The following is a 21587-nucleotide window of genomic DNA, read 5'->3' as shown; positions in this document are numbered from 1 at the left end:
GGAGGCGCGTATGTCTATTGCCGTAAATATGAATGACCCGACCAACACGGGCGTCAAAACGACGACCGGCAGCGGGTCGATGACCGGAAGCAACGCTGCCGATCTGCAAAGCAGTTTCCTGACCTTACTGGTCGCGCAATTGAAGAACCAGGACCCGACTAACCCATTACAAAATAATGAGTTAACGACACAGTTGGCGCAAATCAGTACCGTGAGCGGCATTGAAAAACTGAATACGACGCTGGGGGCTATTTCCGGGCAAATCGATAATAGTCAGTCCCTACAGGCGACCACGCTGATTGGACATGGCGTTATGGTGCCTGGCACCACAATTCTGGCGGGTAAAGGCGCGGAAGAAGGGGCCGTGACGTCCACGACGCCGTTTGGCGTGGAATTGCAACAGCCTGCGGACAAAGTGACGGCAACCATTACCGATAAAGATGGCCGGGTGGTACGGACGCTGGAGATCGGTGAGTTGCGAGCCGGGGTACACACCTTTACCTGGGATGGTAAGCAAACGGACGGAACAACGGTACCGAATGGTTCTTACAACATTGCGATTACCGCCAGCAATGGCGGGACGCAACTGGTGGCGCAGCCGCTGCAATTCGCTCTGGTACAGGGCGTGACGAAGGGCAGTAACGGCAACCTGTTGGATCTGGGTACCTACGGCACCACCACACTCGACGAAGTTCGGCAAATAATCTAAGCCCTTACACTTATCAGGAGTCAGTCATGTCTTTTTCTCAAGCGGTTAGCGGCCTGAACGCTGCGGCCACCAACCTTGATGTTATCGGTAATAACATCGCCAACTCCGCCACCTATGGCTTTAAGTCCGGTACGGCATCATTTGCCGATATGTTCGCCGGTTCCAAAGTGGGGCTGGGCGTAAAAGTGGCGGGGATTACCCAGGATTTTACCGACGGTACGACAACGAACACCGGGCGCGGGCTGGATGTCGCGATTAGCCAGAACGGTTTTTTCCGCCTGGTAGACAGCAACGGTTCCGTGTTCTATAGCCGCAACGGCCAGTTCAAACTGGACGAGAACCGTAACCTGGTCAATATGCAGGGGATGCAGTTGACCGGCTATCCGGCCACCGGTACGCCGCCGACCATTCAGCAGGGGGCGAATCCTGCGCCGATCACCATTCCGAACACGCTGATGGCGGCGAAATCGACCACCACCGCGTCAATGCAGATCAACCTGAACTCAACGGACCCTGTACCGTCTAAAACGCCCTTTAGCGTGAGTGATGCGGATTCGTATAACAAAAAAGGGACCGTCACCGTTTATGACAGCCAGGGTAATGCCCATGACATGAACGTCTATTTTGTGAAAACCAAAGATAATGAATGGGCCGTGTACACCCATGACAGTAGCGATCCTGCAGCCACAGCGCCGGCGGCACCATCAACCACTCTGGTATTTAACGCAAACGGGACACTGCAATCCGGCGGTACGGTGAACATCACCACCGGTACGATTAATGGCGCGACAGCGGCCACCTTCTCCCTCAGCTTCCTTAACTCCATGCAGCAGAACACCGGGGCTAACAACATCGTCGCCACCAATCAGAACGGCTATAAGCCGGGCGACCTGGTGAGCTACCAGATTAACAACGACGGCACCGTAGTTGGCAACTATTCCAACGAGCAGGAGCAGGTGCTGGGGCAGATAGTGCTGGCTAACTTCGCCAACAACGAAGGTCTGGCATCCCAGGGCGATAACGTCTGGGCGGCGACGCAGGCCTCCGGGGTAGCGCTGCTGGGGACTGCCGGTTCCGGCAACTTCGGTAAGCTGACGAACGGCGCGCTGGAAGCCTCTAACGTGGATTTGAGTAAAGAGCTGGTGAATATGATCGTCGCGCAGCGTAACTACCAGTCGAATGCGCAGACCATCAAAACCCAGGACCAGATCCTCAATACGCTGGTTAACCTGCGCTAAGCGCCTGACGGGATAGCTTAATGGATCACGCAATTTATACCGCCATGGGGGCGGCCAGCCAGACGCTTAACCAGCAGGCGGTAACGGCCAGTAACCTGGCTAATGCCTCAACGCCGGGCTTTCGTGCACAGCTTAACGCGCTACGCGCGGTGCCCGTTGATGGCCTCTCTTTAGCAACGCGCACGCTGGTTACGGCGTCGACGCCCGGGGCGGATATGACCCCGGGTCAGTTGGACTACACTTCCCGCCCGCTGGATGTTGCGTTGCAGCAGGACGGCTGGCTGGTGGTGCAAGCGGCGGATGGCGCTGAAGGATATACCCGTAACGGGAATATCCAGGTGGGTCCGACCGGGCAGTTAACCATTCAGGGACATCCGGTTATCGGCGAAGGCGGCCCGATTACCGTTCCTGAAGGGTCGGAAATCACCATTGCGGCAGACGGCACGATCTCCGCGCTCAATCCCGGCGACCCGCCAAACACGGTGGCGCCCGTTGGGCGACTGAAGCTGGTCAAAGCGGAAGGCAATGAGGTGCAGCGGAGCGATGACGGTTTATTCCGCCTTACCGCCGAGGCACAGGCTGAACGCGGGGCGGTACTGGCCGCCGACCCGTCAATTCGCATTATGTCGGGCGTGCTGGAGGGCAGTAACGTCAAGCCGGTTGAAGCGATGACCGACATGATCGCCAACGCACGTCGTTTTGAAATGCAGATGAAGGTTATCACCAGCGTAGATGAGAACGAAGGGCGAGCTAACCAACTGCTGTCGATGAGTTAATACAGGACATTTTATGATCAGTTCATTATGGATCGCCAAAACCGGTCTGGACGCGCAGCAAACCAATATGGATGTGATTGCCAATAACCTGGCAAACGTCAGCACCAATGGTTTTAAGCGTCAGCGCGCGGTATTTGAAGATCTGTTGTATCAGACCATCCGCCAGCCGGGCGCGCAGTCGTCCGAGCAGACGACGCTGCCTTCCGGGCTGCAAATCGGTACCGGCGTGCGTCCGGTCGCCACGGAGCGCCTGCACAGTCAGGGGAACCTGTCGCAGACCAACAACAGTAAAGATGTGGCGATTAAAGGGCAGGGCTTTTTCCAGGTCATGCTGCCGGACGGTACGTCTGCCTATACCCGCGATGGCTCTTTCCAGGTGGATCAGAATGGTCAACTGGTGACGGCGGGCGGTTTTCAGGTGCAGCCGGCAATCACCATTCCGGCCAACGCGTTAAGCATCACGATTGGCCGCGACGGCGTGGTCAGCGTGACCCAGCAGGGGCAGGCCGCGCCGGTTCAGGTCGGGCAGCTTAACCTGACCACCTTTATGAACGACACCGGGCTGGAAAGCATCGGCGAGAACCTCTATATCGAAACGCAATCGTCCGGCGCGCCGAACGAAAGCACGCCGGGGCTCAACGGCGCGGGGTTGTTGTATCAAGGGTATGTCGAAACGTCGAACGTTAACGTGGCGGAAGAGCTGGTGAACATGATTCAGGTTCAACGCGCCTATGAAATTAACAGTAAAGCAGTATCGACGACCGATCAGATGCTGCAGAAACTGACGCAACTCTAAGGGGCCGCCGGTGGGGGATACGCCACCGGCTCCCTGATTTTGAAGATGAAGGTAATGCAAAAATACGCGCTTCACGCTTACCCAGTTATGGCCCTGATGGTCGCGACGCTGACAGGATGCGCCTGGATACCCGCTAAACCGCTCGTGCAGGGGGCGACCACGGCGCAGCCGATACCTGGCCCGGTACCGGTGGCGAATGGCTCCATATTTCAGTCTGCGCAGCCGATTAATTATGGCTATCAGCCGCTTTTTGAAGATCGTCGACCGCGTAATATCGGCGATACGCTCACGATTGTGTTACAGGAAAACGTCAGCGCCAGTAAAAGCTCGTCGGCAAATGCCAGCCGCGACGGCAAAACCAGCTTTGGTTTTGATACGGTACCGCGTTATCTGCAGGGATTATTCGGTAATTCCCGCGCGGATATGGAGGCCTCCGGCGGCAACTCTTTTAATGGTAAAGGCGGCGCGAATGCCAGCAATACCTTTAGCGGCACGCTGACCGTGACCGTCGATCAGGTTCTGGCCAATGGCAATTTACACGTCGTGGGGGAAAAACAGATCGCGATTAATCAGGGAACGGAATTCATCCGCTTCTCCGGCGTGGTAAATCCACGCACCATCAGCGGCAGCAACTCTGTTCCCTCGACACAGGTGGCGGATGCGCGGATTGAATATGTCGGGAACGGCTATATTAACGAAGCGCAAAATATGGGCTGGCTGCAACGTTTCTTCCTTAATTTGTCGCCGATGTAAGCGAGGTGTATGTGTTTAAAGCTCTTGCAGGAATCGTTCTGGCACTGGTTGCCACTCTGGCGCACGCCGAGCGTATCCGGGATCTGACCAGTGTCCAGGGAGTACGGGAAAACTCGCTGATCGGCTACGGGCTGGTGGTCGGGCTGGACGGTACGGGCGACCAGACGACCCAGACGCCATTTACCACCCAGACGCTGAATAACATGCTGTCACAACTGGGGATTACGGTCCCCACTGGCACCAACATGCAGTTGAAAAACGTGGCGGCGGTGATGGTGACGGCGTCGTATCCGCCTTTTGCGCGACAGGGACAAACGATCGATGTCGTCGTTTCCTCAATGGGGAACGCTAAAAGTCTGCGTGGCGGGACGTTATTAATGACGCCGTTAAAAGGGGTGGACAGCCAGGTGTATGCTCTGGCGCAGGGCAATATTCTGGTCGGCGGCGCGGGCGCTTCCGCAGGCGGCAGTAGCGTGCAGGTTAACCAGCTTAATGGCGGGCGCATCACTAATGGCGCGATTATCGAACGCGAGTTGCCGACTCAGTTCGGCGCTGGCAACACCATTAATCTGCAATTGAACGACGAAGATTTTACGATGGCGCAGCAAATTACCGACGCCATCAACCGCGCCCGCGGTTACGGCAGCGCCACTGCGCTTGATGCGCGAACGGTACAGGTACGCGTGCCCAGCGGCAACAGCTCGCAGGTGCGTTTTCTGGCGGACATTCAAAATATGGAAGTCAACGTGACGCCGCAGGATGCAAAAGTCGTGATCAACTCGCGTACCGGTTCGGTGGTCATGAATCGGGAAGTCACGCTGGATAGCTGCGCTGTGGCGCAGGGCAATTTGTCAGTGACTGTCAATCGCCAGCTCAACGTCAACCAGCCGAATACGCCATTTGGCGGCGGGCAGACCGTGGTGACGCCACAGACTCAAATAGATTTGCGTCAGAGCGGCGGATCGCTACAGAGCGTGCGTTCCAGCGCCAATCTGAACAGCGTAGTGCGCGCGCTGAATGCGCTTGGCGCGACGCCGATGGATCTGATGTCGATTTTGCAGTCCATGCAGAGCGCGGGCTGTCTACGCGCCAAACTGGAAATCATCTGATGATCGGAGACGGTAAATTGCTGGCCAGCGCGGCCTGGGATGCGCAATCTCTGAACGAACTGAAAGCGAAAGCGGGCCAGGACCCGGCGGCGAATATCCGTCCTGTGGCCCGTCAGGTGGAAGGGATGTTTGTGCAGATGATGCTGAAAAGTATGCGCGAGGCTTTACCCAAAGATGGTTTATTCAGCAGCGATCAGACGCGTCTGTATACCAGCATGTATGACCAGCAGATCGCCCAGCAGATGACCGCCGGTAAGGGATTGGGGCTGGCGGATATGATGGTTAAACAGATGACGGGCGGGCAGACGATGCCTGCAGATGATGCGCCGCAAGTACCGCTTAAATTCTCCCTGGAGACGGTAAACAGCTATCAAAATCAGGCGCTGACCCAACTGGTGCGCAAAGCCATACCGAAAACGCCGGACAGCAGCGATGCGCCGCTCTCCGGCGACAGTAAAGACTTTCTGGCCCAGCTTTCGCTCCCGGCGAGGCTGGCCAGCGAACAAAGCGGGGTGCCGCATCATCTGATTCTGGCGCAGGCGGCGCTGGAGTCGGGCTGGGGGCAACGGCAAATCCTGCGGGAGAATGGCGAACCCAGCTATAACGTATTTGGCGTGAAAGCGACCGCCAGTTGGAAAGGGCCGGTGACGGAAATCACCACCACTGAATACGAAAATGGCGAAGCGAAAAAAGTGAAAGCGAAATTCCGCGTCTATAGCTCGTATCTGGAGGCGTTATCGGATTATGTCGCGCTGTTAACGCGTAACCCACGCTACGCTGCCGTGACCACTGCCGCCACGGCAGAGCAGGGCGCAGTGGCCCTGCAAAACGCCGGATACGCCACTGACCCGAATTACGCGCGTAAATTGACCAGCATGATTCAGCAGTTGAAAGCGATGAGTGAAAAGGTCAGCAAAACCTACAGCGCGAATCTCGACAATCTCTTTTAAATTGCTCAAGTCCACGTAGTCGCTGCCGATAACAACGAGTATTGAAGGATTAAAAGGAACCATCATGTCCAGCTTGATTAATCACGCCATGAGCGGACTTAACGCTGCGCAGGCCGCGTTAAATACCGTCAGTAATAACATCAACAATTATAACGTTGCGGGTTATACCCGGCAGACAACTATTCTGGCGCAGGCAAACAGTACGTTAGGGGCTGGCGGCTGGATAGGTAATGGCGTTTACGTTTCAGGCGTACAGCGCGAATATGATGCGTTTATCACTAATCAGCTACGCGGCGCGCAAAACCAGAGCAGCGGCTTGACCACGCGCTATGAACAAATGTCGAAAATCGACAACCTGCTGGCCGATAAATCCAGCTCACTGTCTGGTTCGTTGCAGAGTTTTTTTACCAGCCTGCAAACGTTAGTCAGTAATGCGGAAGATCCTGCGGCGCGTCAGGCGCTGATTGGTAAAGCGGAAGGGCTGGTAAACCAGTTCAAAACCACCGATCAGTATCTGCGCGATCAGGATAAACAGGTCAATATCGCGATTGGCTCCAGCGTGGCGCAAATCAACAATTACGCGAAGCAGATAGCTAACCTGAACGATCAAATCTCCCGTATGACGGGCGTAGGCGCGGGCGCATCGCCGAACGACCTGCTCGATCAGCGTGATCAGTTGGTCAGCGAGCTTAACAAGATCGTTGGCGTCGAGGTGAGTGTACAGGACGGCGGCACCTATAACCTGACGATGGCCAATGGCTATACGCTGGTGCAGGGGTCGACGGCGCGTCAGTTGGCGGCGGTTCCCTCCAGCGCCGACCCGACGCGAACGACTGTCGCTTATGTCGATGAGGCTGCCGGTAACATCGAAATTCCGGAAAAGTTGCTGAACACCGGTTCGCTCGGCGGGCTACTGACGTTCCGTTCTCAGGATCTGGATCAGACTCGTAATACGCTGGGCCAGTTGGCGTTGGCGTTTGCCGATGCGTTTAACGCGCAGCATACCAAAGGTTATGACGCCGACGGCAATAAAGGGAAAGACTTCTTTAGCATTGGCTCGCCGGTGGTATATAGCAACAGTAATAATGCCGATAAAACGGTATCGCTAACCGCTAAGGTGGTCGACAGCACGAAGGTTCAGGCGACGGATTATAAGATTGTTTTTGACGGTACAGACTGGCAGGTTACTCGCACTGCGGATAACACCACCTTCACGGCGACAAAAGATGCTGACGGAAAACTGGAGATTGACGGGCTGAAAGTGACGGTAGGGACCGGCGCACAGAAAAACGACAGTTTTCTTCTCAAGCCGGTCAGCAATGCTATCGTCGACATGAACGTTAAAGTGACGAATGAAGCCGAGATTGCGATGGCGTCTGAGTCAAAACTCGATCCTGATGTGGATACCGGCGACAGCGATAACCGCAATGGTCAGGCATTGCTGGACTTACAAAACAGCAATGTAGTGGGCGGCAACAAAACCTTTAACGATGCTTACGCCACGTTGGTCAGCGATGTGGGTAACAAAACGTCAACGCTGAAAACCAGCAGCACCACGCAGGCGAATGTGGTTAAACAGCTTTATAAACAGCAACAGTCGGTTTCCGGCGTTAACCTCGACGAAGAGTACGGCAATTTGCAGCGTTATCAGCAGTATTATCTGGCGAATGCGCAAGTATTGCAGACCGCGAATGCGCTGTTTGATGCGTTACTGAATATTCGCTAAAGGAGAAGGATGACATGCGTATCAGTACCCAGATGATGTACGAACAAAATATGAGCGGCATCACTAATTCTCAGGCCGAATGGATGAAGCTGGGCGAGCAGATGTCTACCGGTAAGCGCGTTACCAACCCATCTGACGATCCGATCGCCGCGTCGCAGGCGGTAGTACTCTCTCAGGCGCAGGCGCAGAATAGCCAGTACGCCCTGGCGCGTACGTTTGCCACCCAAAAAGTGTCGCTGGAAGAAAGCGTACTCAGTCAGGTGACGACGGCGATTCAAACCGCGCAGGAAAAAATCGTCTATGCCGGAAACGGCACGTTAAGCGACGATGACCGTGCGTCGCTGGCGACGGATTTACAGGGGATCCGCGATCAGCTGATGAACCTGGCAAACAGCACTGACGGCAATGGTCGCTATATCTTTGCCGGGTATAAAACGGAAGCGGCGCCATTCGACCAGGCGACAGGTGGTTATCATGGCGGCGAGAAAAGTGTTACCCAGCAGGTGGATTCCGCACGCACGATGGTAATTGGCCATACGGGAGCGCAAATTTTTAATAGCATCACCAGCAATGCGGTGCCGGAACCGGATGGCTCGGACTCCGAAAAGAATCTGTTTGTCATGCTCGATACGGCAATTGCCGCACTCAAGACCCCGGTGGAAGGCAATGACGTGGAAAAAGAAAAGGCCGCTGCCGCCATTGATAAAACCAATCGCGGCTTAAAAAATTCGCTTAATAACGTCCTGACCGTTCGTGCGGAACTGGGAACGCAACTGAGCGAACTCAGTACTCTGGATTCACTGGGAAGCGACCGTGCGCTGGGACAGAAGCTACAGATGAGCAACCTGGTAGATGTGGACTGGAACTCGGTCATTTCCTCCTACGTCATGCAACAGGCGGCATTACAGGCGTCCTATAAAACGTTTACCGACATGCAGGGAATGTCGCTTTTCCAGTTGAACCGGTAACGCCTCTTTTTGAAACATATCACGAAACTGGATATGTTTTGTCTGCCCGCGCCATCCACCCCGGCGCGGGCATTTTTTTAGTCGTCATTGAGTGGTCATATTGTCGCGCCCGTAGCGACGCCATCCGTACGTATTATCCTGCCCGATCTCATAAACGCCTGGAGTGACTAAAAGACGCCATGGGGTGAAGCATCGCCCTGTAAGGGGCATAAAAAAGCCGACCTGGCGGTCGGCTTTGTATCAGCATTTACATCATTCTACCGGCTGTGGGCGTGTCGCCGGGGCGCTGGCGACACGTGTGGCGCTGTGTCCGCCTGCTGCGCCTTTACCTTCAAAGTGGAAGGAAGGGCGCTGCCAGTCGCTATGGTGCGGGGTTTCCGGCACATATTCCGGCGCTGGCGCACGCGTCATCGGCGCGCTGGCGTGGTTGTGATCGTCAACACAGACAACGTCCTGCGGCTTTTCCACCACCTGGGCCGGTGCGATAACGGTTTCTTCTGCCGTGTGCTCCACAACAGCCGCTTCCGCTTTTGTCTCTTCTTCTGGCTCGACAACGACAACATCAGCTACGTTTTCAGCCACCGTAATGGACGCGTCGGCGGTTTCTGCTACCGGTTCGGCGTCAGCAATAACCTCTTGCGCCACCGGCGTATCACTTTCGGCAATCAGTTGCGGCTGTTCATCAACCGGTGCGGCAATCACTTCCGGATGCGTTGTCTCGACCTCGACGACTTCCGGCGCCTGTGGTTCGGCGACGGTCTGCGGCTCAACGGCAACGTTTTCTACTGCCTGTACCGACGCTTGTGGTTCTAACGCTACGGTCGCAGCGATAACCTGCGGTTCAGCGACAACCGGTTGTGGCAGCGCCAGATCTGCTTCACGCTGCTCTTCAACAACCTGCGTTTCCTGAGGACGGACAATCGGGTAGCGGATCCAGACTTTACCGGACGCCATTTCTGGCGACGCGCAGGCTACGGTTAACGGCATCGGCGATTGTGTCGGGTAGCGCTCGTCACGATAGCGACGACGACGCTGACCGCTAACGCGCAGGTGGCGCGGAGAACGGCGGGAGCGACGCGGCATACCGGTATTATCGCGAGGTTCTACGCTATCATCCTGCTCCGGCGCGATATCGGCAATGACAGGTAAATCAACTTTCGCCAATTCGGTACGCGGCGCTGGAACGGGCTGTTCAACGTTTTCAACCGGGCGTGGTTCGTCGACGACGACTGGCGTATCAACCGTTTCAACCACTGCGCTGTTGGTAAAGCGGACTTTCTGATTAAGCTGACGCTGCTTGCGGCGCGGCTGAACCTGCTGAACGCGTTCTTCCTGCTCGGTCTCCTGGACAGGCAGTTCTTCGCGGTTAAGCGCTTTTACTTCCTGCTGCGCCTGGCGTTTGTCATCATTGCGGCGGCGGCTGCGTTCGCGACGCGGCGTCTGTTGCTGCTCATCGCCGGTTTTCACTTTTTCCGCCGTTTCCTGCTGGCGGGTATCGCGCGCTTCCGCATTTTGCTGCTGCGCCTGGCGACGGTTACGACGATTATCGTCGCGGCTCTCGCCGCCGTCACGTCCGGCACGGTTATCACGGGTGTCGCGGCGTTCGTTACGATCGCGACGGTTGTTCTGCCGTGGCTTGCGACGATCCTGCTGACGCTCCGCTTTTTCTTCCGCTTTCGGCGCGGCTGTTTCGACGGCTTTCGTTTCTTCACCGCTGAACAGTTGTTTCAGCGCGTTTAGGAAGCGGCTAAACAGACCCGGCTGGGCAGGCTGCGCGGCGGCAACATTATCCTTTTTCGCCGTGGCGACGCTAACCGCCGGTTCGACAGGCGTCGGCGCCGGAGGCACATCTGGCATAGCGAATGTCGCCAGCGCAGGCTGTTCCGGGCGTTTACGCTCGGCGTACTCTTCTTCAGAAGGCAGCGCCATCGCTTCTTCGTGCAGCTTCGGCAGCATGTAGCTCAGGGTCGGCGTTTCTTCCCCTTTGCGTACGCGCAGCACGGAATAGTGCGGCGTTTCCATCTGATCGTTCGGGACGATGACACAGCGGACGCCATCCTGACGCGTCTCAATAGCGTTAACTGCCGTCCGTTTTTCGTTAAGCAGATAAGAGGCGATCGGCACCGGAACAATGGCATGGACTTCCTGCGTATTCTCTTTCAGCGCTTCTTCTTCAATCAGGCGCAGAATGGACAGCGACAGAGATTCGTTATCGCGCACGGTGCCGGTACCGCTACAGCGCGGACACACGTGATGACTGGATTCGCCCAGCGACGGGCTCAGGCGCTGACGCGACATTTCGAGCAGGCCGAAGCGGGAAATATGGCTAATCTGAATACGCGCCCGGTCCTGACGCACCGCTTCACGCAGGCGGTTTTCTACCGCGCGCTGGTGACGTACCGGCGTCATATCGATAAAGTCGATAACGATCAGGCCGCCCAGGTCGCGCAGACGCAGCTGGCGGGCAATCTCGTCGGCCGCTTCGAGATTAGTGTTGAACGCGGTTTCTTCGATATCGCCGCCGCGAGTCGCGCGGGCGGAGTTGATATCGATGGCGGTTAACGCTTCGGTACTGTCAATGACAATGGAGCCGCCGGAGGGCAGGCGCACTTCACGCTGGAACGCTGACTCGATCTGCGATTCGATCTGGTAATGGCTGAACAACGGGATTTCACCGGTGTACAGCTTAATTTTGCTGCTAAAATCCGGGCGGCCCAACGCGGCGATATGCTGACGCGCCATTTCCATCACTTTTGGATTGTCGATCAGGATTTCACCGATATCCTGACGCAGATAGTCGCGAAACGCGCGTACGATGACGTTGCTTTCCTGATGGATCAGGAACGGCGCGGGACGGCTTTCAGCGGCTTTCTGAATGGCTTCCCAGTGTTTCAGGCGGAAGCTTAAATCCCACTGCAACGCTTCGGCGGATTTACCCACGCCCGCGGTACGCACGATAAGCCCCATCCCTTCAGGAAGTTCCAGGCTGGCCAGCGCTTCTTTTAACTCGGTACGATCGTCGCCTTCAATGCGACGGGAAATACCACCCGCGCGCGGGTTATTCGGCATCAGCACCAGGTAGCTGCCCGCCAGACTGATAAAGGTGGTTAACGCCGCGCCTTTGTTGCCGCGCTCTTCTTTATCGATTTGAACAATGACTTCCTGGCCTTCGCGTAACACGTCTTTAATGTTAGGGCGACCATGAGCGCTGTAGTTAGCGGGGAAATATTCGCGGGCAATTTCTTTTAACGGGAGGAAACCGTGGCGTTCTGCACCGTAATCAACAAAAGCCGCTTCCAGGCTCGGTTCAATACGGGTAATTTTGCCTTTATAGATGTTCGCTTTTTTCTGCTCGTGTCCGGGGCTTTCTATATCCAGATCGTACAGACGCTGCCCATCTACAAGGGCGACGCGCAACTCTTCCTGCTGAGTCGCGTTGATTAACATTCTTTTCATCGTAACTTACTCATTATTCTTACGTTGACGACTAAGCTGCGGGCATGGTGACGCCTTACCGGGCATGAACCGATGGCCTCGTGACTATTTCGCGTCGCCAACCTCACGGTTATCGTCAGCTCAAAGAGGCGCAGAGTGTCGGTTGCCTGTATTTCATACGGAAACACAGCGCAATTATCAGGGAAGCAGCCTGGGCATTACTCTCCAGAGAAGATCCTATCTACCGGTAAGGACTGCAACCCGCAGCCCGCTAACTGTCTGAAAAATCAATACGTCTTACGCCATTGCTGCGTTGATGATCGGTCAGACAAAATGGGTTATTCCGCTAAACTTTTTGTTTTAACAAGTTTCGGTGCGGAAACCGCATCATTATTCCACTGCTAACCTTGTTATAGCAAGATGACTTTTACCATTTATCACCCGCTTACTCACAGTTTTTTCACCAGCGCGAGCCAATCGCTTTAATAACCAGCAAAACCGCAGTGAAAAATGTTCAACCACTGGCGTAGACGTCTCTATAAGCATAGAAAAATGTGTGGCGCGAATCTCACAGGCTATTTAGAATCGCCCCCCATGAAAACAGAAACGCCATCCGTAAAAATTGTTGCTATCGCCGCTGACGAAGCGGGGCAACGCATTGATAACTTTTTGCGCACCCAACTGAAAGGGGTACCAAAAAGTATGATTTATCGCATCTTGCGTAAAGGCGAGGTGCGGGTGAACAAAAAACGCATTAAACCGGAATACAAACTGGAAGCGGGCGATGAAGTCCGCATTCCGCCGGTTCGCGTTGCTGAACGCGAAGAAGAGGCCGTGTCGCCGCATTTGCAAAAAGTGGCGGCGTTGGCGGACGTCATTTTGTATGAAGACGACCATATTCTGGTGCTGAATAAGCCTTCCGGCACCGCCGTACACGGCGGGAGCGGGTTAAGTTTTGGCGTCATCGAAGGGCTGCGGGCGTTGCGTCCGGAAGCGCGATTCCTGGAGCTGGTGCATCGTCTTGACCGCGATACCTCCGGCGTGCTGTTGGTGGCGAAAAAACGCTCCGCGCTGCGTTCGCTGCATGAGCAACTGCGCGAAAAGGGAATGCAGAAAGATTATCTGGCGCTGGTGCGCGGCCAGTGGCAATCGCACGTTAAAACCGTACAGGCGCCATTATTAAAGAACATTCTGCAAAGCGGCGAACGCATTGTTCGCGTGAGCCAGGAAGGCAAACCGTCAGAAACGCGCTTCAAGGTGGAAGAGCGCTATGCCTTCGCCACGCTGGTGCGCTGTAGCCCGGTCACGGGCCGTACGCATCAGATTCGCGTACATACCCAATATGCCGGTCACCCTATTGCGTTCGACGATCGCTACGGCGACCGTGAGTTTGATCAACAGCTTACCGAAGCGGGAACTGGTCTTAAACGTCTCTTTCTGCACGCCGCGGCGCTGAAGTTCACGCATCCGGGAACGGGCGAAGTCATGCGCATTGAAGCGCCAATGGATAAGCAATTGAAGCGCTGCCTTGAGGTATTACGTAGTAAAGCCTGATGCACGTTGCTTATCAGGCCTACAATCGTGTGATGCACCGTAGGCCTGATAAGACGCATCGCGTCGCCATCAGGCAGATTAATCAGGCATTCAGCGGGTTCATCTCTTCCCGCCGCAGCATTTGACACAACGCGATCAGCGGCAAACCGATCAAGGTATTTGGGTCACGACCTTCCAGGCGTTCAAATAATGCAATGCCTAAACCTTCGCTTTTAAAACTTCCCGCGCAGTGCAGCGGATGCTCTTTACGGACATAGTCGTCTATTTCCGCTTCGCTTAAATGGCGAAAATGAACGTCAAAAGGCTCCACTTCGGTTTGTAAGTGCCCGGAGGCGGAGTTATACAGTGCCAGTCCGGTATAAAACGTCACAATATTTCCGCTGGCTTTGGCTAATTGCTGACGCGCTTTTTCTTCCGTCAGCGGTTTGCCGGTGATTTCGCCGTCCAGAACACAAATTTGGTCGGAGCCAATAATCAAATGATTCGGGAAACGCGCGGCGAGCGATTGCGCCTTCGCCTGCGCCAGCCGCAGCACCAACTGACGCGGCGCTTCGCCCGGCATGGGGGTTTCATCAACATCCGGCGCGGCGCATTCGAAAGGAATCGTCAGCTTTTCCAGCAGCGCGCGACGCCAGGGAGAGGTAGACGCAAGGATGAGACGGGGCATATTTTTTCCCTCAGATATAGCGTAATGATGAGAGCCATCTTAAACTATGCTCTTCGGTCTTCAAGCCTGTCATACTGACTCGTCTTGAGCGAAAATAAGTCTGTAACCCGCAATGTGTGCGAATTATTGGCAAAAGGCAACCGCAGGCTGCCTTTTTCTTTGACTATATGACGTTACGAAGTTAATATGCGCGCCCTATGCAAAAGGTAAAATTACCCCTGACTCTTGATCCGGTTCGTACCGCTCAAAAACGCCTTGATTACCAGGGTATCTATACCCCCGATCAGGTTGAGCGCGTTGCCGAATCTGTAGTCAGTGTGGACAGTGATGTGGAATGCTCCATGTCGTTCGCTATCGATAACCAGCGTCTCGCCGTTTTAACAGGCGATGCGGTCGTTACGGTGTCGCTCGAATGCCAGCGTTGCGGGAAACCGTTTACCCATCAGGTTCACACAACGTATTGTTTTAGCCCTGTCCGTTCCGACGAGCAGGCTGAAGCACTGCCGGAAGCGTATGAGCCGATTGAGGTAAACGAATTCGGCGAAATCGATCTGCTGGCGACGGTTGAAGATGAAATCATCCTCGCCTTGCCGGTAGTTCCGGTGCATGATTCTGAACACTGTGAAGTGTCCGAGGCGGACATGGTCTTTGGCGAACTGCCTGATGAAGCGCAAAAGCCAAACCCATTTGCCGTATTAGCCAGCTTAAAGCGTAAGTAATAGGTCTTCCCCGCGGACGCAGGGATAAACCGTAATTGAGGAGTAAGGTCCATGGCCGTACAACAGAATAAACCAACCCGTTCCAAACGTGGCATGCGTCGTTCCCATGACGCTCTGACCGCAGTCACCAGCCTGTCTGTAGACAAAACTTCTGGTGAAAAACACCTGCGTCACCACATCACTGCCGACGGTTACTACCGCGGCCGTAAGGTCATCGCTAAGTAATCGCGCGATACTCGATGCCTTTTGCATCACAGGTGTGCCTGTGGTGTAAAAGCCGAAGAGTACAAGCGTGATAAAGCTTAGTGAGGATTTCTCCGCGTAAGCGGAGAACACCGAACCAGGCAGCGACGATACCTTGACACGTCTAACCCTGGCGTTAGATGTCATGGGGGGCGATTTTGGTCCTTCCGTGACGGTGCCTGCAGCATTGCAGGCACTGAACGCTAATTCGCAGCTCACTCTTCTTTTAGTCGGGAATCCCGATATTATCACGCCATTACTTGCCAAAGCTGACTTTGAACAACGTTCGCGTCTGCAGATTATCCCTGCACAGTCAGTTATTGCCAGTGATGCCCGGCCTTCGCAGGCGATCCGCGCCAGTCGCGGGACATCCATGCGTGTGGCCCTGGAGCTTGTGAAAGAAGGCCGAGCCGAAGCTTGCGTTAGCGCCGGTAATACCGGGGCGCTGATGGGGCTGGCGAAATTATTGCTCAAGCCTCTTGAGGGGATTGAGCGTCCGGCGTTGGTGACGGTATTACCGCACCAGCAAAAGGGCAAAACGGTAGTGCTTGATTTGGGGGCCAACGTCGACTGCGACAGTACCATGCTGGTGCAGTTTGCCGTGATGGGCGCCGTTTTGGCGGAAGAGGTCGTCGGGATCAAAAATCCCCGCGTGGCGCTACTCAATATCGGGGAAGAAGAAACCAAAGGCCTCGACAGTATTCGCGAAGCCTCTTTAATGTTAAAAACAGTTCCAACCATCAATTACATCGGCTACCTTGAGGCGAATGAGTTACTGACGGGAAAAACCGATGTACTGGTGTGTGACGGCTTTACAGGCAATGTCACACTTAAAACGATGGAGGGGGTTGTCAGAATGTTCCTTTCACTGCTGAAATCACAGGGCGAAGGGAAAAAACGGTCGTGGTGGCTGCTGTTATTAAAACGTTGGTTACAAAAAAGCCTGACGAGGCGATTCAGTCACCTCAACCCCGACCAGTATAATGGCGCCTGTCTGTTAGGATTGCGCGGCACGGTGATAAAAAGTCATGGTGCGGCCAATCAGCGAGCATTTGCAGTCGCGATTGAACAGGCAGTGCAGGCGGTGCAGCGACAAGTTCCTCAGCGAATTGCCGCTCGCCTGGAATCTGTATACCCAGCCGGATTTGAACCGCTGGACGATGGCAAAGGCGTAAACCTGCGGGCGCACAGATAATATCGCTGTCTCCCCGGCGCCGCCAGCGTGCCAGACGTTTACAGGTAACGGTATATAACCGAAAAGTGACTGAGCGTACATGTATACGAAGATTATTGGTACTGGCAGCTATCTGCCCGAACAAGTGCGGACTAACGCCGATCTGGAAAAAATGGTTGAGACCTCTGACGAGTGGATTGTCACTCGTACAGGTATTCGTGAACGCCATATCGCCGCGCCGAATGAAACTGTCGCGACGATGGGCTTTACCGCTGCGAATCGCGCGATTGAGATGGCGGGGATCGATAAAGACCAAATTGGCTTGATTGTGGTGGCTACCACATCAGCAACGCATGCATTTCCAAGCGCGGCATGTCAGATTCAAAGTATGCTCGGTATTAAAGGTTGCCCGGCGTTTGATGTCGCGGCAGCGTGCGCAGGTTTCACCTACGCGTTAAGCATCGCCGACCAGTACGTTAAATCCGGCGCGGTTAAACACGCGCTGGTGGTCGGCTCCGATGTATTAGCCCGCACTTGCGATCCTGGCGATCGCGGTACGATCATTATTTTCGGCGATGGCGCAGGCGCGGCCGTACTGAGCGCTTCTGAAGAACCGGGTATTATCTCCACTCATCTTCATGCCGATGGCCGTTACGGTGAATTACTGACCCTGCCGAATGCCGATCGCGTAAATCCGGATAACCCGATTTACCTGACGATGGCGGGCAATGAAGTCTTTAAAGTGGCGGTCACTGAACTGGCGCATATTGTCGATGAGACGCTGGCGGCTAATAACCTGGATCGCTCAGAACTCGATTGGCTGGTGCCGCATCAGGCTAACCTGCGTATCATTAGCGCGACAGCGAAAAAACTCGGCATGTCGATGGACAATGTCGTCGTCACGCTGGACAGGCACGGCAATACCTCCGCGGCTTCTGTGCCGTGCGCGCTGGATGAAGCCGTGCGTGACGGGCGAATTAAAGCCGGTCAGCTGGTATTGCTTGAAGCCTTCGGGGGTGGATTCACCTGGGGCTCCGCGCTGATTCGTTTCTAGTATAAGGATTTAAACATGACGCAATTTGCATTTGTGTTCCCCGGTCAGGGTTCTCAGAGCGTTGGGATGTTGGCCGAGATGGCGGCAAATTACCCTATCGTAGAAGAAACGTTTGCTGAAGCTTCTGCGGCTCTGGGATATGATCTGTGGGCGCTCACCCAGCAAGGTCCAGCGGAAGAACTGAATAAAACCTGGCAGACGCAGCCGGCGTTATTAACCGCTTCCGTCGCGCTTTGGCGCGTTTGGCAGCAGCAGGGCGGTAAAATGCCTGCGTTAATGGCAGGTCACAGCCTGGGCGAATATTCCTCGCTGGTTTGCGCTGGCGTCATCAACTTTGCTGATGCCGTTCGTCTGGTGGAAATGCGCGGTAAATTCATGCAGGAAGCGGTTCCGGAAGGTACTGGCGGCATGTCTGCGATCATCGGTCTGGATGATGCCTCTATTGCTAAAGCCTGTGAAGAATCTGCCGAAGGGCAGGTTGTTTCGCCGGTTAACTTTAACTCGCCGGGACAGGTGGTTATCGCCGGGCATAAAGAGGCAGTAGAACGCGCGGGCGCAGCTTGTAAAGCCGCTGGCGCGAAACGCGCGCTGCCGCTGCCGGTGAGCGTACCGTCGCACTGCGCGCTGATGAAACCAGCGGCAGATAAGCTGGCGGTTGAATTAGCCAAAATTACCTTTAGCGCGCCAACGGTGCCGGTAGTAAACAACGTTGACGTGAAATGTGAAACCGATGCCGCCGCTATCCGCGATGCGCTGGTTCGCCAGTTGTACAATCCGGTACAGTGGACGAAGAGCGTGGAATTTATCGCGGCGCAGGGCGTTGAACATCTTTATGAAGTGGGTCCAGGTAAAGTCCTCACTGGTCTGACGAAACGTATTGTCGACACCCTGACAGCGTCGGCGCTGAACGAGCCGGCGGCGCTGTCTGCGGCACTTACGCAATAAAAGAGGAAAACCATGAGCTTTGAAGGAAAGATTGCGCTGGTGACTGGTGCAAGCCGTGGCATAGGCCGCGCAATTGCAGAGACTCTCGTTGCCCGCGGCGCGAAAGTTATCGGGACTGCGACCAGTGAAAATGGTGCGAAGAACATTAGCGACTATTTAGGTGCTAACGGGAAAGGTTTGATGTTGAATGTGACCGATCCTGCATCTATTGAATCTGTTCTGGAAAATATTCGCGCAGAATTTGGTGAAGTGGATATCCTGGTTAATAATGCCGGTATCACTCGTGATAATCTGTTGATGCGAATGAAAGATGATGAGTGGAACGATATTATCGAAACCAATTTATCATCCGTTTTCCGCCTGTCAAAAGCGGTAATGCGCGCTATGATGAAAAAGCGTTGTGGTCGCATTATCACTATTGGTTCTGTGGTTGGTACCATGGGAAATGCAGGTCAGGCAAACTACGCTGCGGCGAAAGCGGGCCTGATCGGTTTCAGTAAATCACTGGCGCGTGAAGTTGCGTCCCGTGGTATTACTGTCAATGTTGTGGCTCCGGGTTTTATTGAAACGGACATGACGCGTGCGCTGTCTGACGATCAGCGTGCGGGTATCCTGGCGCAGGTGCCTGCGGGTCGCCTCGGCGGCGCTCAGGAAATCGCCAGTGCGGTTGCATTTTTAGCCTCTGACGAAGCGAGTTACATCACTGGTGAGACTTTGCACGTCAACGGCGGAATGTACATGGTTTAATCACGATTGAAAAATATTTGCGTTATTAGGGCGAAAGGCCGCAAAATAACGTAAAATCGTGGTAAGACCTGCCGGGATTTAGTTGCAAATTTTTCAACATTTTATACACTACGAAAACCATCGCGAAAGCGAGTTTTGATAGGAAATTTAAGAGTATGAGCACTATCGAAGAACGCGTTAAGAAAATTATCGGCGAACAGCTGGGCGTTAAGCAGGAAGAAGTAACCAACAATGCTTCTTTCGTTGAAGACCTGGGCGCAGATTCTCTTGACACCGTTGAGCTGGTAATGGCTCTGGAAGAAGAGTTTGATACTGAGATTCCGGACGAAGAAGCTGAGAAAATCACCACCGTTCAGGCTGCCATTGATTACATCAACGGCCACCAGGCGTAAGTGAACATCTCCAGGCGGTCGTTCGACCGCCTGAGTTTTATCTTTTTGTCCCACTAGAATCATTTTCCCTCCCTGGAGGACAACCGTGTCTAAGCGTCGTGTAGTTGTGACCGGACTGGGCATGTTGTCTCCTGTCGGCAATACCGTAGAGTCTACCTGGAAAGCTCTCCTTGCCGGTCAGAGTGGCATCAGCCTGATCGACCATTTCGATACTAGCGCCTATGCAACGAAATTTGCTGGCTTAGTAAAGGATTTTAACTGTGATGACATTATCTCGCGCAAAGAACAGCGCAAGATGGATGCCTTCATTCAATATGGAATTGTCGCTGGCGTACAGGCCATGCAGGATTCTGGCCTTGAAGTGACGGAAGAGAACGCAAGCCGTATTGGCGCCGCTATCGGCTCCGGTATCGGTGGTCTCGGTCTGATCGAAGAAAACCACAGTTCGCTGGTAAAAGGCGGACCGCGTAAGATTAGCCCGTTCTTTGTCCCGTCGACGATTGTTAACATGGTAGCAGGCCATCTGACTATCATGTATGGCCTGCGTGGGCCAAGCATCTCTATTGCGACTGCCTGTACTTCAGGCGTGCATAACATCGGCCATGCCGCGCGTATCATCGCCTATGGCGATGCGGACGCGATGGTGGCAGGTGGCGCAGAAAAAGCCAGTACGCCGCTGGGCGTAGGTGGTTTTGGCGCAGCGCGCGCGCTGTCGACCCGCAACGATAACCCACAGGCGGCGAGCCGTCCGTGGGATAAAGAACGCGATGGTTTTGTACTGGGCGACGGTGCCGGTATGTTGGTGCTTGAAGAGTACGAACATGCAAAAGCGCGTGGTGCGAAAATCTATGCTGAAATCGTCGGCTTTGGTATGAGCAGCGATGCTTACCATATGACGTCGCCGCCGGAAAATGGCGCAGGCGCTGCGCTGGCTATGGTTAACGCGTTGCGTGATGCCGCGATTGAGCCTGCTCAGATTGGCTACGTCAACGCGCACGGCACGTCGACGCCTGCCGGCGACAAAGCTGAGACGCAGGCGGTTAAGTCAGTCTTTGGCGATGCTGCAAGCCGAGTGATGGTGAGCTCGACCAAATCGATGACCGGCCATCTGTTGGGCGCCGCAGGCGCAGTAGAGTCTATTTTCTCTATTCTGGCGCTACGCGATCAGGCCATTCCGCCAACCATTAATCTGGATAACCCGGATGAAGGTTGCGATCTGGACTTCGTGCCGCATGAAGCGCGCCAGGTCAGCGATCTGGAGTACGCTCTGTGTAACTCCTTTGGTTTTGGCGGTACTAACGGTTCGTTGATTTTCAAACGCGTGTAGTTGGTTTCAAAGCCTATAAAAACGGAGCGCGATGCGCTCTGTTTTTTTTTACGTGCGCCGTGACAGACGCTGTTCTTCAGCTGTGGTGGCTAAAGAACGACTAAGAGGTGAAAGACCTCCACACACCCGGTGAGAGGAAGTGTTGGCCGAAGGCAAGGGTGTCTACCGCGAGGAGAATCTGAAGGAGGCCGGAAGCAAAATGCTGGCCTGACGAACTGGAAGCGCCGTATGCGAACCCGTACGTACGGTGGTGTGAGAGGACGGCGGGAGCAATCCCGCGCCTCCTACTCGATCTTATAGGCAGT

20 protein-coding genes are annotated in these 21587 nt (G+C 54.7%); 18 read left to right on the top strand and 2 right to left on the bottom strand.

Annotation, left to right across the window (positions count from 1 at the left end; all coding sequences use genetic code 11):
* Positions 1 to 10: 10 nt before the first annotated feature.
* From flgD to flgL, 9 genes are all read left to right on the top strand, one after another.
* The gene (gene flgD, locus NAZ64_RS03760; RefSeq protein WP_000020450.1) at positions 11 to 709 is read left to right on the top strand and encodes a flagellar hook assembly protein FlgD; all 699 of its coding nucleotides are present in this window, start codon (positions 11 to 13) and stop codon (positions 707 to 709) included.
* Between the two features lie 26 nt (positions 710 to 735).
* Entirely contained in the window at positions 736 to 1947 is a 1212-nt protein-coding gene (gene flgE, locus NAZ64_RS03755; RefSeq protein ID WP_000010562.1) for a flagellar hook protein FlgE, read from the top strand.
* Positions 1948 to 1967: 20 nt separating this feature from the next.
* Positions 1968 to 2723 (top strand): flagellar basal body rod protein FlgF, encoded by a 756-nt coding sequence (locus NAZ64_RS03750; protein ID WP_000349278.1) that lies wholly within the window; start codon positions 1968 to 1970, stop codon positions 2721 to 2723.
* A gap of 13 nt (positions 2724 to 2736) precedes the next feature.
* Positions 2737 to 3519 (top strand): flagellar basal-body rod protein FlgG, encoded by a 783-nt coding sequence (flgG, locus tag NAZ64_RS03745; RefSeq protein WP_000625851.1) that lies wholly within the window; start codon positions 2737 to 2739, stop codon positions 3517 to 3519.
* 54 nt (positions 3520 to 3573) lie between these two features.
* Positions 3574 to 4272: a flagellar basal body L-ring protein FlgH gene (flgH, locus tag NAZ64_RS03740; protein ID WP_001174897.1), complete on the top strand. Its 699-nt coding sequence runs from the start codon at positions 3574 to 3576 to the stop codon at positions 4270 to 4272.
* An 11-nt stretch (positions 4273 to 4283) separates the two neighbouring features.
* Complete coding sequence (locus NAZ64_RS03735) at positions 4284 to 5381, top strand: flagellar basal body P-ring protein FlgI (RefSeq protein WP_001518955.1); 1098 nt, start codon at positions 4284 to 4286, stop codon at positions 5379 to 5381.
* Positions 5381 to 6331 carry a flagellar assembly peptidoglycan hydrolase FlgJ gene (gene flgJ, locus NAZ64_RS03730; RefSeq protein ID WP_023213201.1) on the top strand — a complete coding sequence of 317 codons (951 nt, stop codon included), beginning with the start codon at positions 5381 to 5383 and terminating at the stop codon, positions 6329 to 6331. Before NAZ64_RS03735 ends, flgJ begins: the two co-directional genes overlap by 1 nt.
* Before the next feature lie 64 nt (positions 6332 to 6395).
* Entirely contained in the window at positions 6396 to 8057 is a 1662-nt protein-coding gene (flgK, locus tag NAZ64_RS03725) for a flagellar hook-associated protein FlgK (RefSeq protein ID WP_000096425.1), read from the top strand.
* Positions 8058 to 8071: 14 nt separating this feature from the next.
* Positions 8072 to 9025: a flagellar hook-associated protein FlgL gene (gene flgL / locus NAZ64_RS03720; RefSeq protein ID WP_001223032.1), complete on the top strand. Its 954-nt coding sequence runs from the start codon at positions 8072 to 8074 to the stop codon at positions 9023 to 9025.
* Positions 9026 to 9277: 252 nt separating this feature from the next.
* On the opposite strand, the gene rne is transcribed toward flgL, so the two are convergent.
* On the bottom strand, positions 9278 to 12481 hold the full coding sequence (rne, locus tag NAZ64_RS03715; RefSeq protein WP_220569268.1) for a ribonuclease E: 3204 nt from the start codon (positions 12479 to 12481) through the stop codon (positions 9278 to 9280).
* Positions 12482 to 13054: 573 nt separating this feature from the next.
* Here rne and rluC point away from each other — a divergent pair.
* Positions 13055 to 14014, top strand: coding sequence for a 23S rRNA pseudouridine(955/2504/2580) synthase RluC (gene rluC, locus NAZ64_RS03710; protein WP_000846318.1), 960 nt, complete (start codon positions 13055 to 13057; stop codon positions 14012 to 14014).
* 82 nt (positions 14015 to 14096) lie between these two features.
* On the opposite strand, the gene NAZ64_RS03705 is transcribed toward rluC, so the two are convergent.
* Positions 14097 to 14681, bottom strand: a complete 585-nt coding sequence (locus tag NAZ64_RS03705) for a Maf family protein (RefSeq protein WP_001137603.1) — start codon at positions 14679 to 14681, stop codon at positions 14097 to 14099.
* A gap of 197 nt (positions 14682 to 14878) precedes the next feature.
* Between NAZ64_RS03705 and yceD the strand changes: the two genes are divergently transcribed.
* The 8 genes from yceD to fabF all read left to right on the top strand — a co-directional run bounded on the left by yceD (position 14879) and on the right by fabF (position 21282).
* Positions 14879 to 15400 (top strand): 23S rRNA accumulation protein YceD, encoded by a 522-nt coding sequence (gene yceD / locus NAZ64_RS03700; protein WP_001174492.1) that lies wholly within the window; start codon positions 14879 to 14881, stop codon positions 15398 to 15400.
* Positions 15401 to 15451: 51 nt separating this feature from the next.
* Positions 15452 to 15625: a 50S ribosomal protein L32 gene (gene rpmF, locus NAZ64_RS03695; protein ID WP_000290727.1), complete on the top strand. Its 174-nt coding sequence runs from the start codon at positions 15452 to 15454 to the stop codon at positions 15623 to 15625.
* Between the two features lie 133 nt (positions 15626 to 15758).
* Positions 15759 to 16838, top strand: a complete 1080-nt coding sequence (gene plsX, locus NAZ64_RS03690; RefSeq protein ID WP_001518286.1) for a phosphate acyltransferase PlsX — start codon at positions 15759 to 15761, stop codon at positions 16836 to 16838.
* Positions 16839 to 16917: 79 nt separating this feature from the next.
* Positions 16918 to 17871 carry a beta-ketoacyl-ACP synthase III gene (gene fabH / locus NAZ64_RS03685; RefSeq protein WP_000288148.1) on the top strand — a complete coding sequence of 318 codons (954 nt, stop codon included), beginning with the start codon at positions 16918 to 16920 and terminating at the stop codon, positions 17869 to 17871.
* A 15-nt stretch (positions 17872 to 17886) separates the two neighbouring features.
* Positions 17887 to 18816, top strand: a complete 930-nt coding sequence (gene fabD, locus NAZ64_RS03680; protein WP_001623483.1) for an ACP S-malonyltransferase — start codon at positions 17887 to 17889, stop codon at positions 18814 to 18816.
* Positions 18817 to 18828: 12 nt separating this feature from the next.
* Complete coding sequence (fabG, locus tag NAZ64_RS03675) at positions 18829 to 19563, top strand: 3-oxoacyl-ACP reductase FabG (RefSeq protein WP_000007236.1); 735 nt, start codon at positions 18829 to 18831, stop codon at positions 19561 to 19563.
* Between the two features lie 155 nt (positions 19564 to 19718).
* Positions 19719 to 19955 (top strand): acyl carrier protein, encoded by a 237-nt coding sequence (gene acpP / locus NAZ64_RS03670; RefSeq protein ID WP_000103754.1) that lies wholly within the window; start codon positions 19719 to 19721, stop codon positions 19953 to 19955.
* 85 nt (positions 19956 to 20040) lie between these two features.
* A complete protein-coding gene (gene fabF / locus NAZ64_RS03665; protein ID WP_076935113.1) occupies positions 20041 to 21282 on the top strand; it encodes a beta-ketoacyl-ACP synthase II in 1242 nt (413 codons plus the stop codon).
* Positions 21283 to 21587 lie beyond the last annotated feature (305 nt).

This window comes from Salmonella sp. A1325 (genome assembly GCF_056991255.1).
Note: the sequence above shows the minus strand (reverse complement) of the source record. Positions and strands in the feature narration are given on the sequence as shown.

What these genes read in the sequence shown, in the direction of transcription:
- rpmF (WP_000290727.1), top strand. Translation starts at nt 15,452, where the DNA reads ATGGCCGTACAACAGAATAAACCAACCCGTTCCAAACGTGGCATGCGT.
- flgJ (WP_023213201.1), top strand. Translation starts at nt 5,381, where the DNA reads ATGATCGGAGACGGTAAATTGCTGGCCAGCGCGGCCTGGGATGCGCAA.
- flgL (WP_001223032.1), top strand. Translation starts at nt 8,072, where the DNA reads ATGCGTATCAGTACCCAGATGATGTACGAACAAAATATGAGCGGCATC.
- flgK (WP_000096425.1), top strand. Translation starts at nt 6,396, where the DNA reads ATGTCCAGCTTGATTAATCACGCCATGAGCGGACTTAACGCTGCGCAG.
- flgH (WP_001174897.1), top strand. Translation starts at nt 3,574, where the DNA reads ATGCAAAAATACGCGCTTCACGCTTACCCAGTTATGGCCCTGATGGTC.
- flgD (WP_000020450.1), top strand. Translation starts at nt 11, where the DNA reads ATGTCTATTGCCGTAAATATGAATGACCCGACCAACACGGGCGTCAAA.
- rluC (WP_000846318.1), top strand. Translation starts at nt 13,055, where the DNA reads ATGAAAACAGAAACGCCATCCGTAAAAATTGTTGCTATCGCCGCTGAC.
- fabD (WP_001623483.1), top strand. Translation starts at nt 17,887, where the DNA reads ATGACGCAATTTGCATTTGTGTTCCCCGGTCAGGGTTCTCAGAGCGTT.
- fabH (WP_000288148.1), top strand. Translation starts at nt 16,918, where the DNA reads ATGTATACGAAGATTATTGGTACTGGCAGCTATCTGCCCGAACAAGTG.
- acpP (WP_000103754.1), top strand. Translation starts at nt 19,719, where the DNA reads ATGAGCACTATCGAAGAACGCGTTAAGAAAATTATCGGCGAACAGCTG.
- rne (WP_220569268.1), bottom strand. Translation starts at nt 12,481, where the DNA reads ATGAAAAGAATGTTAATCAACGCGACTCAGCAGGAAGAGTTGCGCGTC.
- fabG (WP_000007236.1), top strand. Translation starts at nt 18,829, where the DNA reads ATGAGCTTTGAAGGAAAGATTGCGCTGGTGACTGGTGCAAGCCGTGGC.
- NAZ64_RS03750 (WP_000349278.1), top strand. Translation starts at nt 1,968, where the DNA reads ATGGATCACGCAATTTATACCGCCATGGGGGCGGCCAGCCAGACGCTT.
- NAZ64_RS03705 (WP_001137603.1), bottom strand. Translation starts at nt 14,681, where the DNA reads ATGCCCCGTCTCATCCTTGCGTCTACCTCTCCCTGGCGTCGCGCGCTG.
- flgG (WP_000625851.1), top strand. Translation starts at nt 2,737, where the DNA reads ATGATCAGTTCATTATGGATCGCCAAAACCGGTCTGGACGCGCAGCAA.
- yceD (WP_001174492.1), top strand. Translation starts at nt 14,879, where the DNA reads ATGCAAAAGGTAAAATTACCCCTGACTCTTGATCCGGTTCGTACCGCT.
- flgE (WP_000010562.1), top strand. Translation starts at nt 736, where the DNA reads ATGTCTTTTTCTCAAGCGGTTAGCGGCCTGAACGCTGCGGCCACCAAC.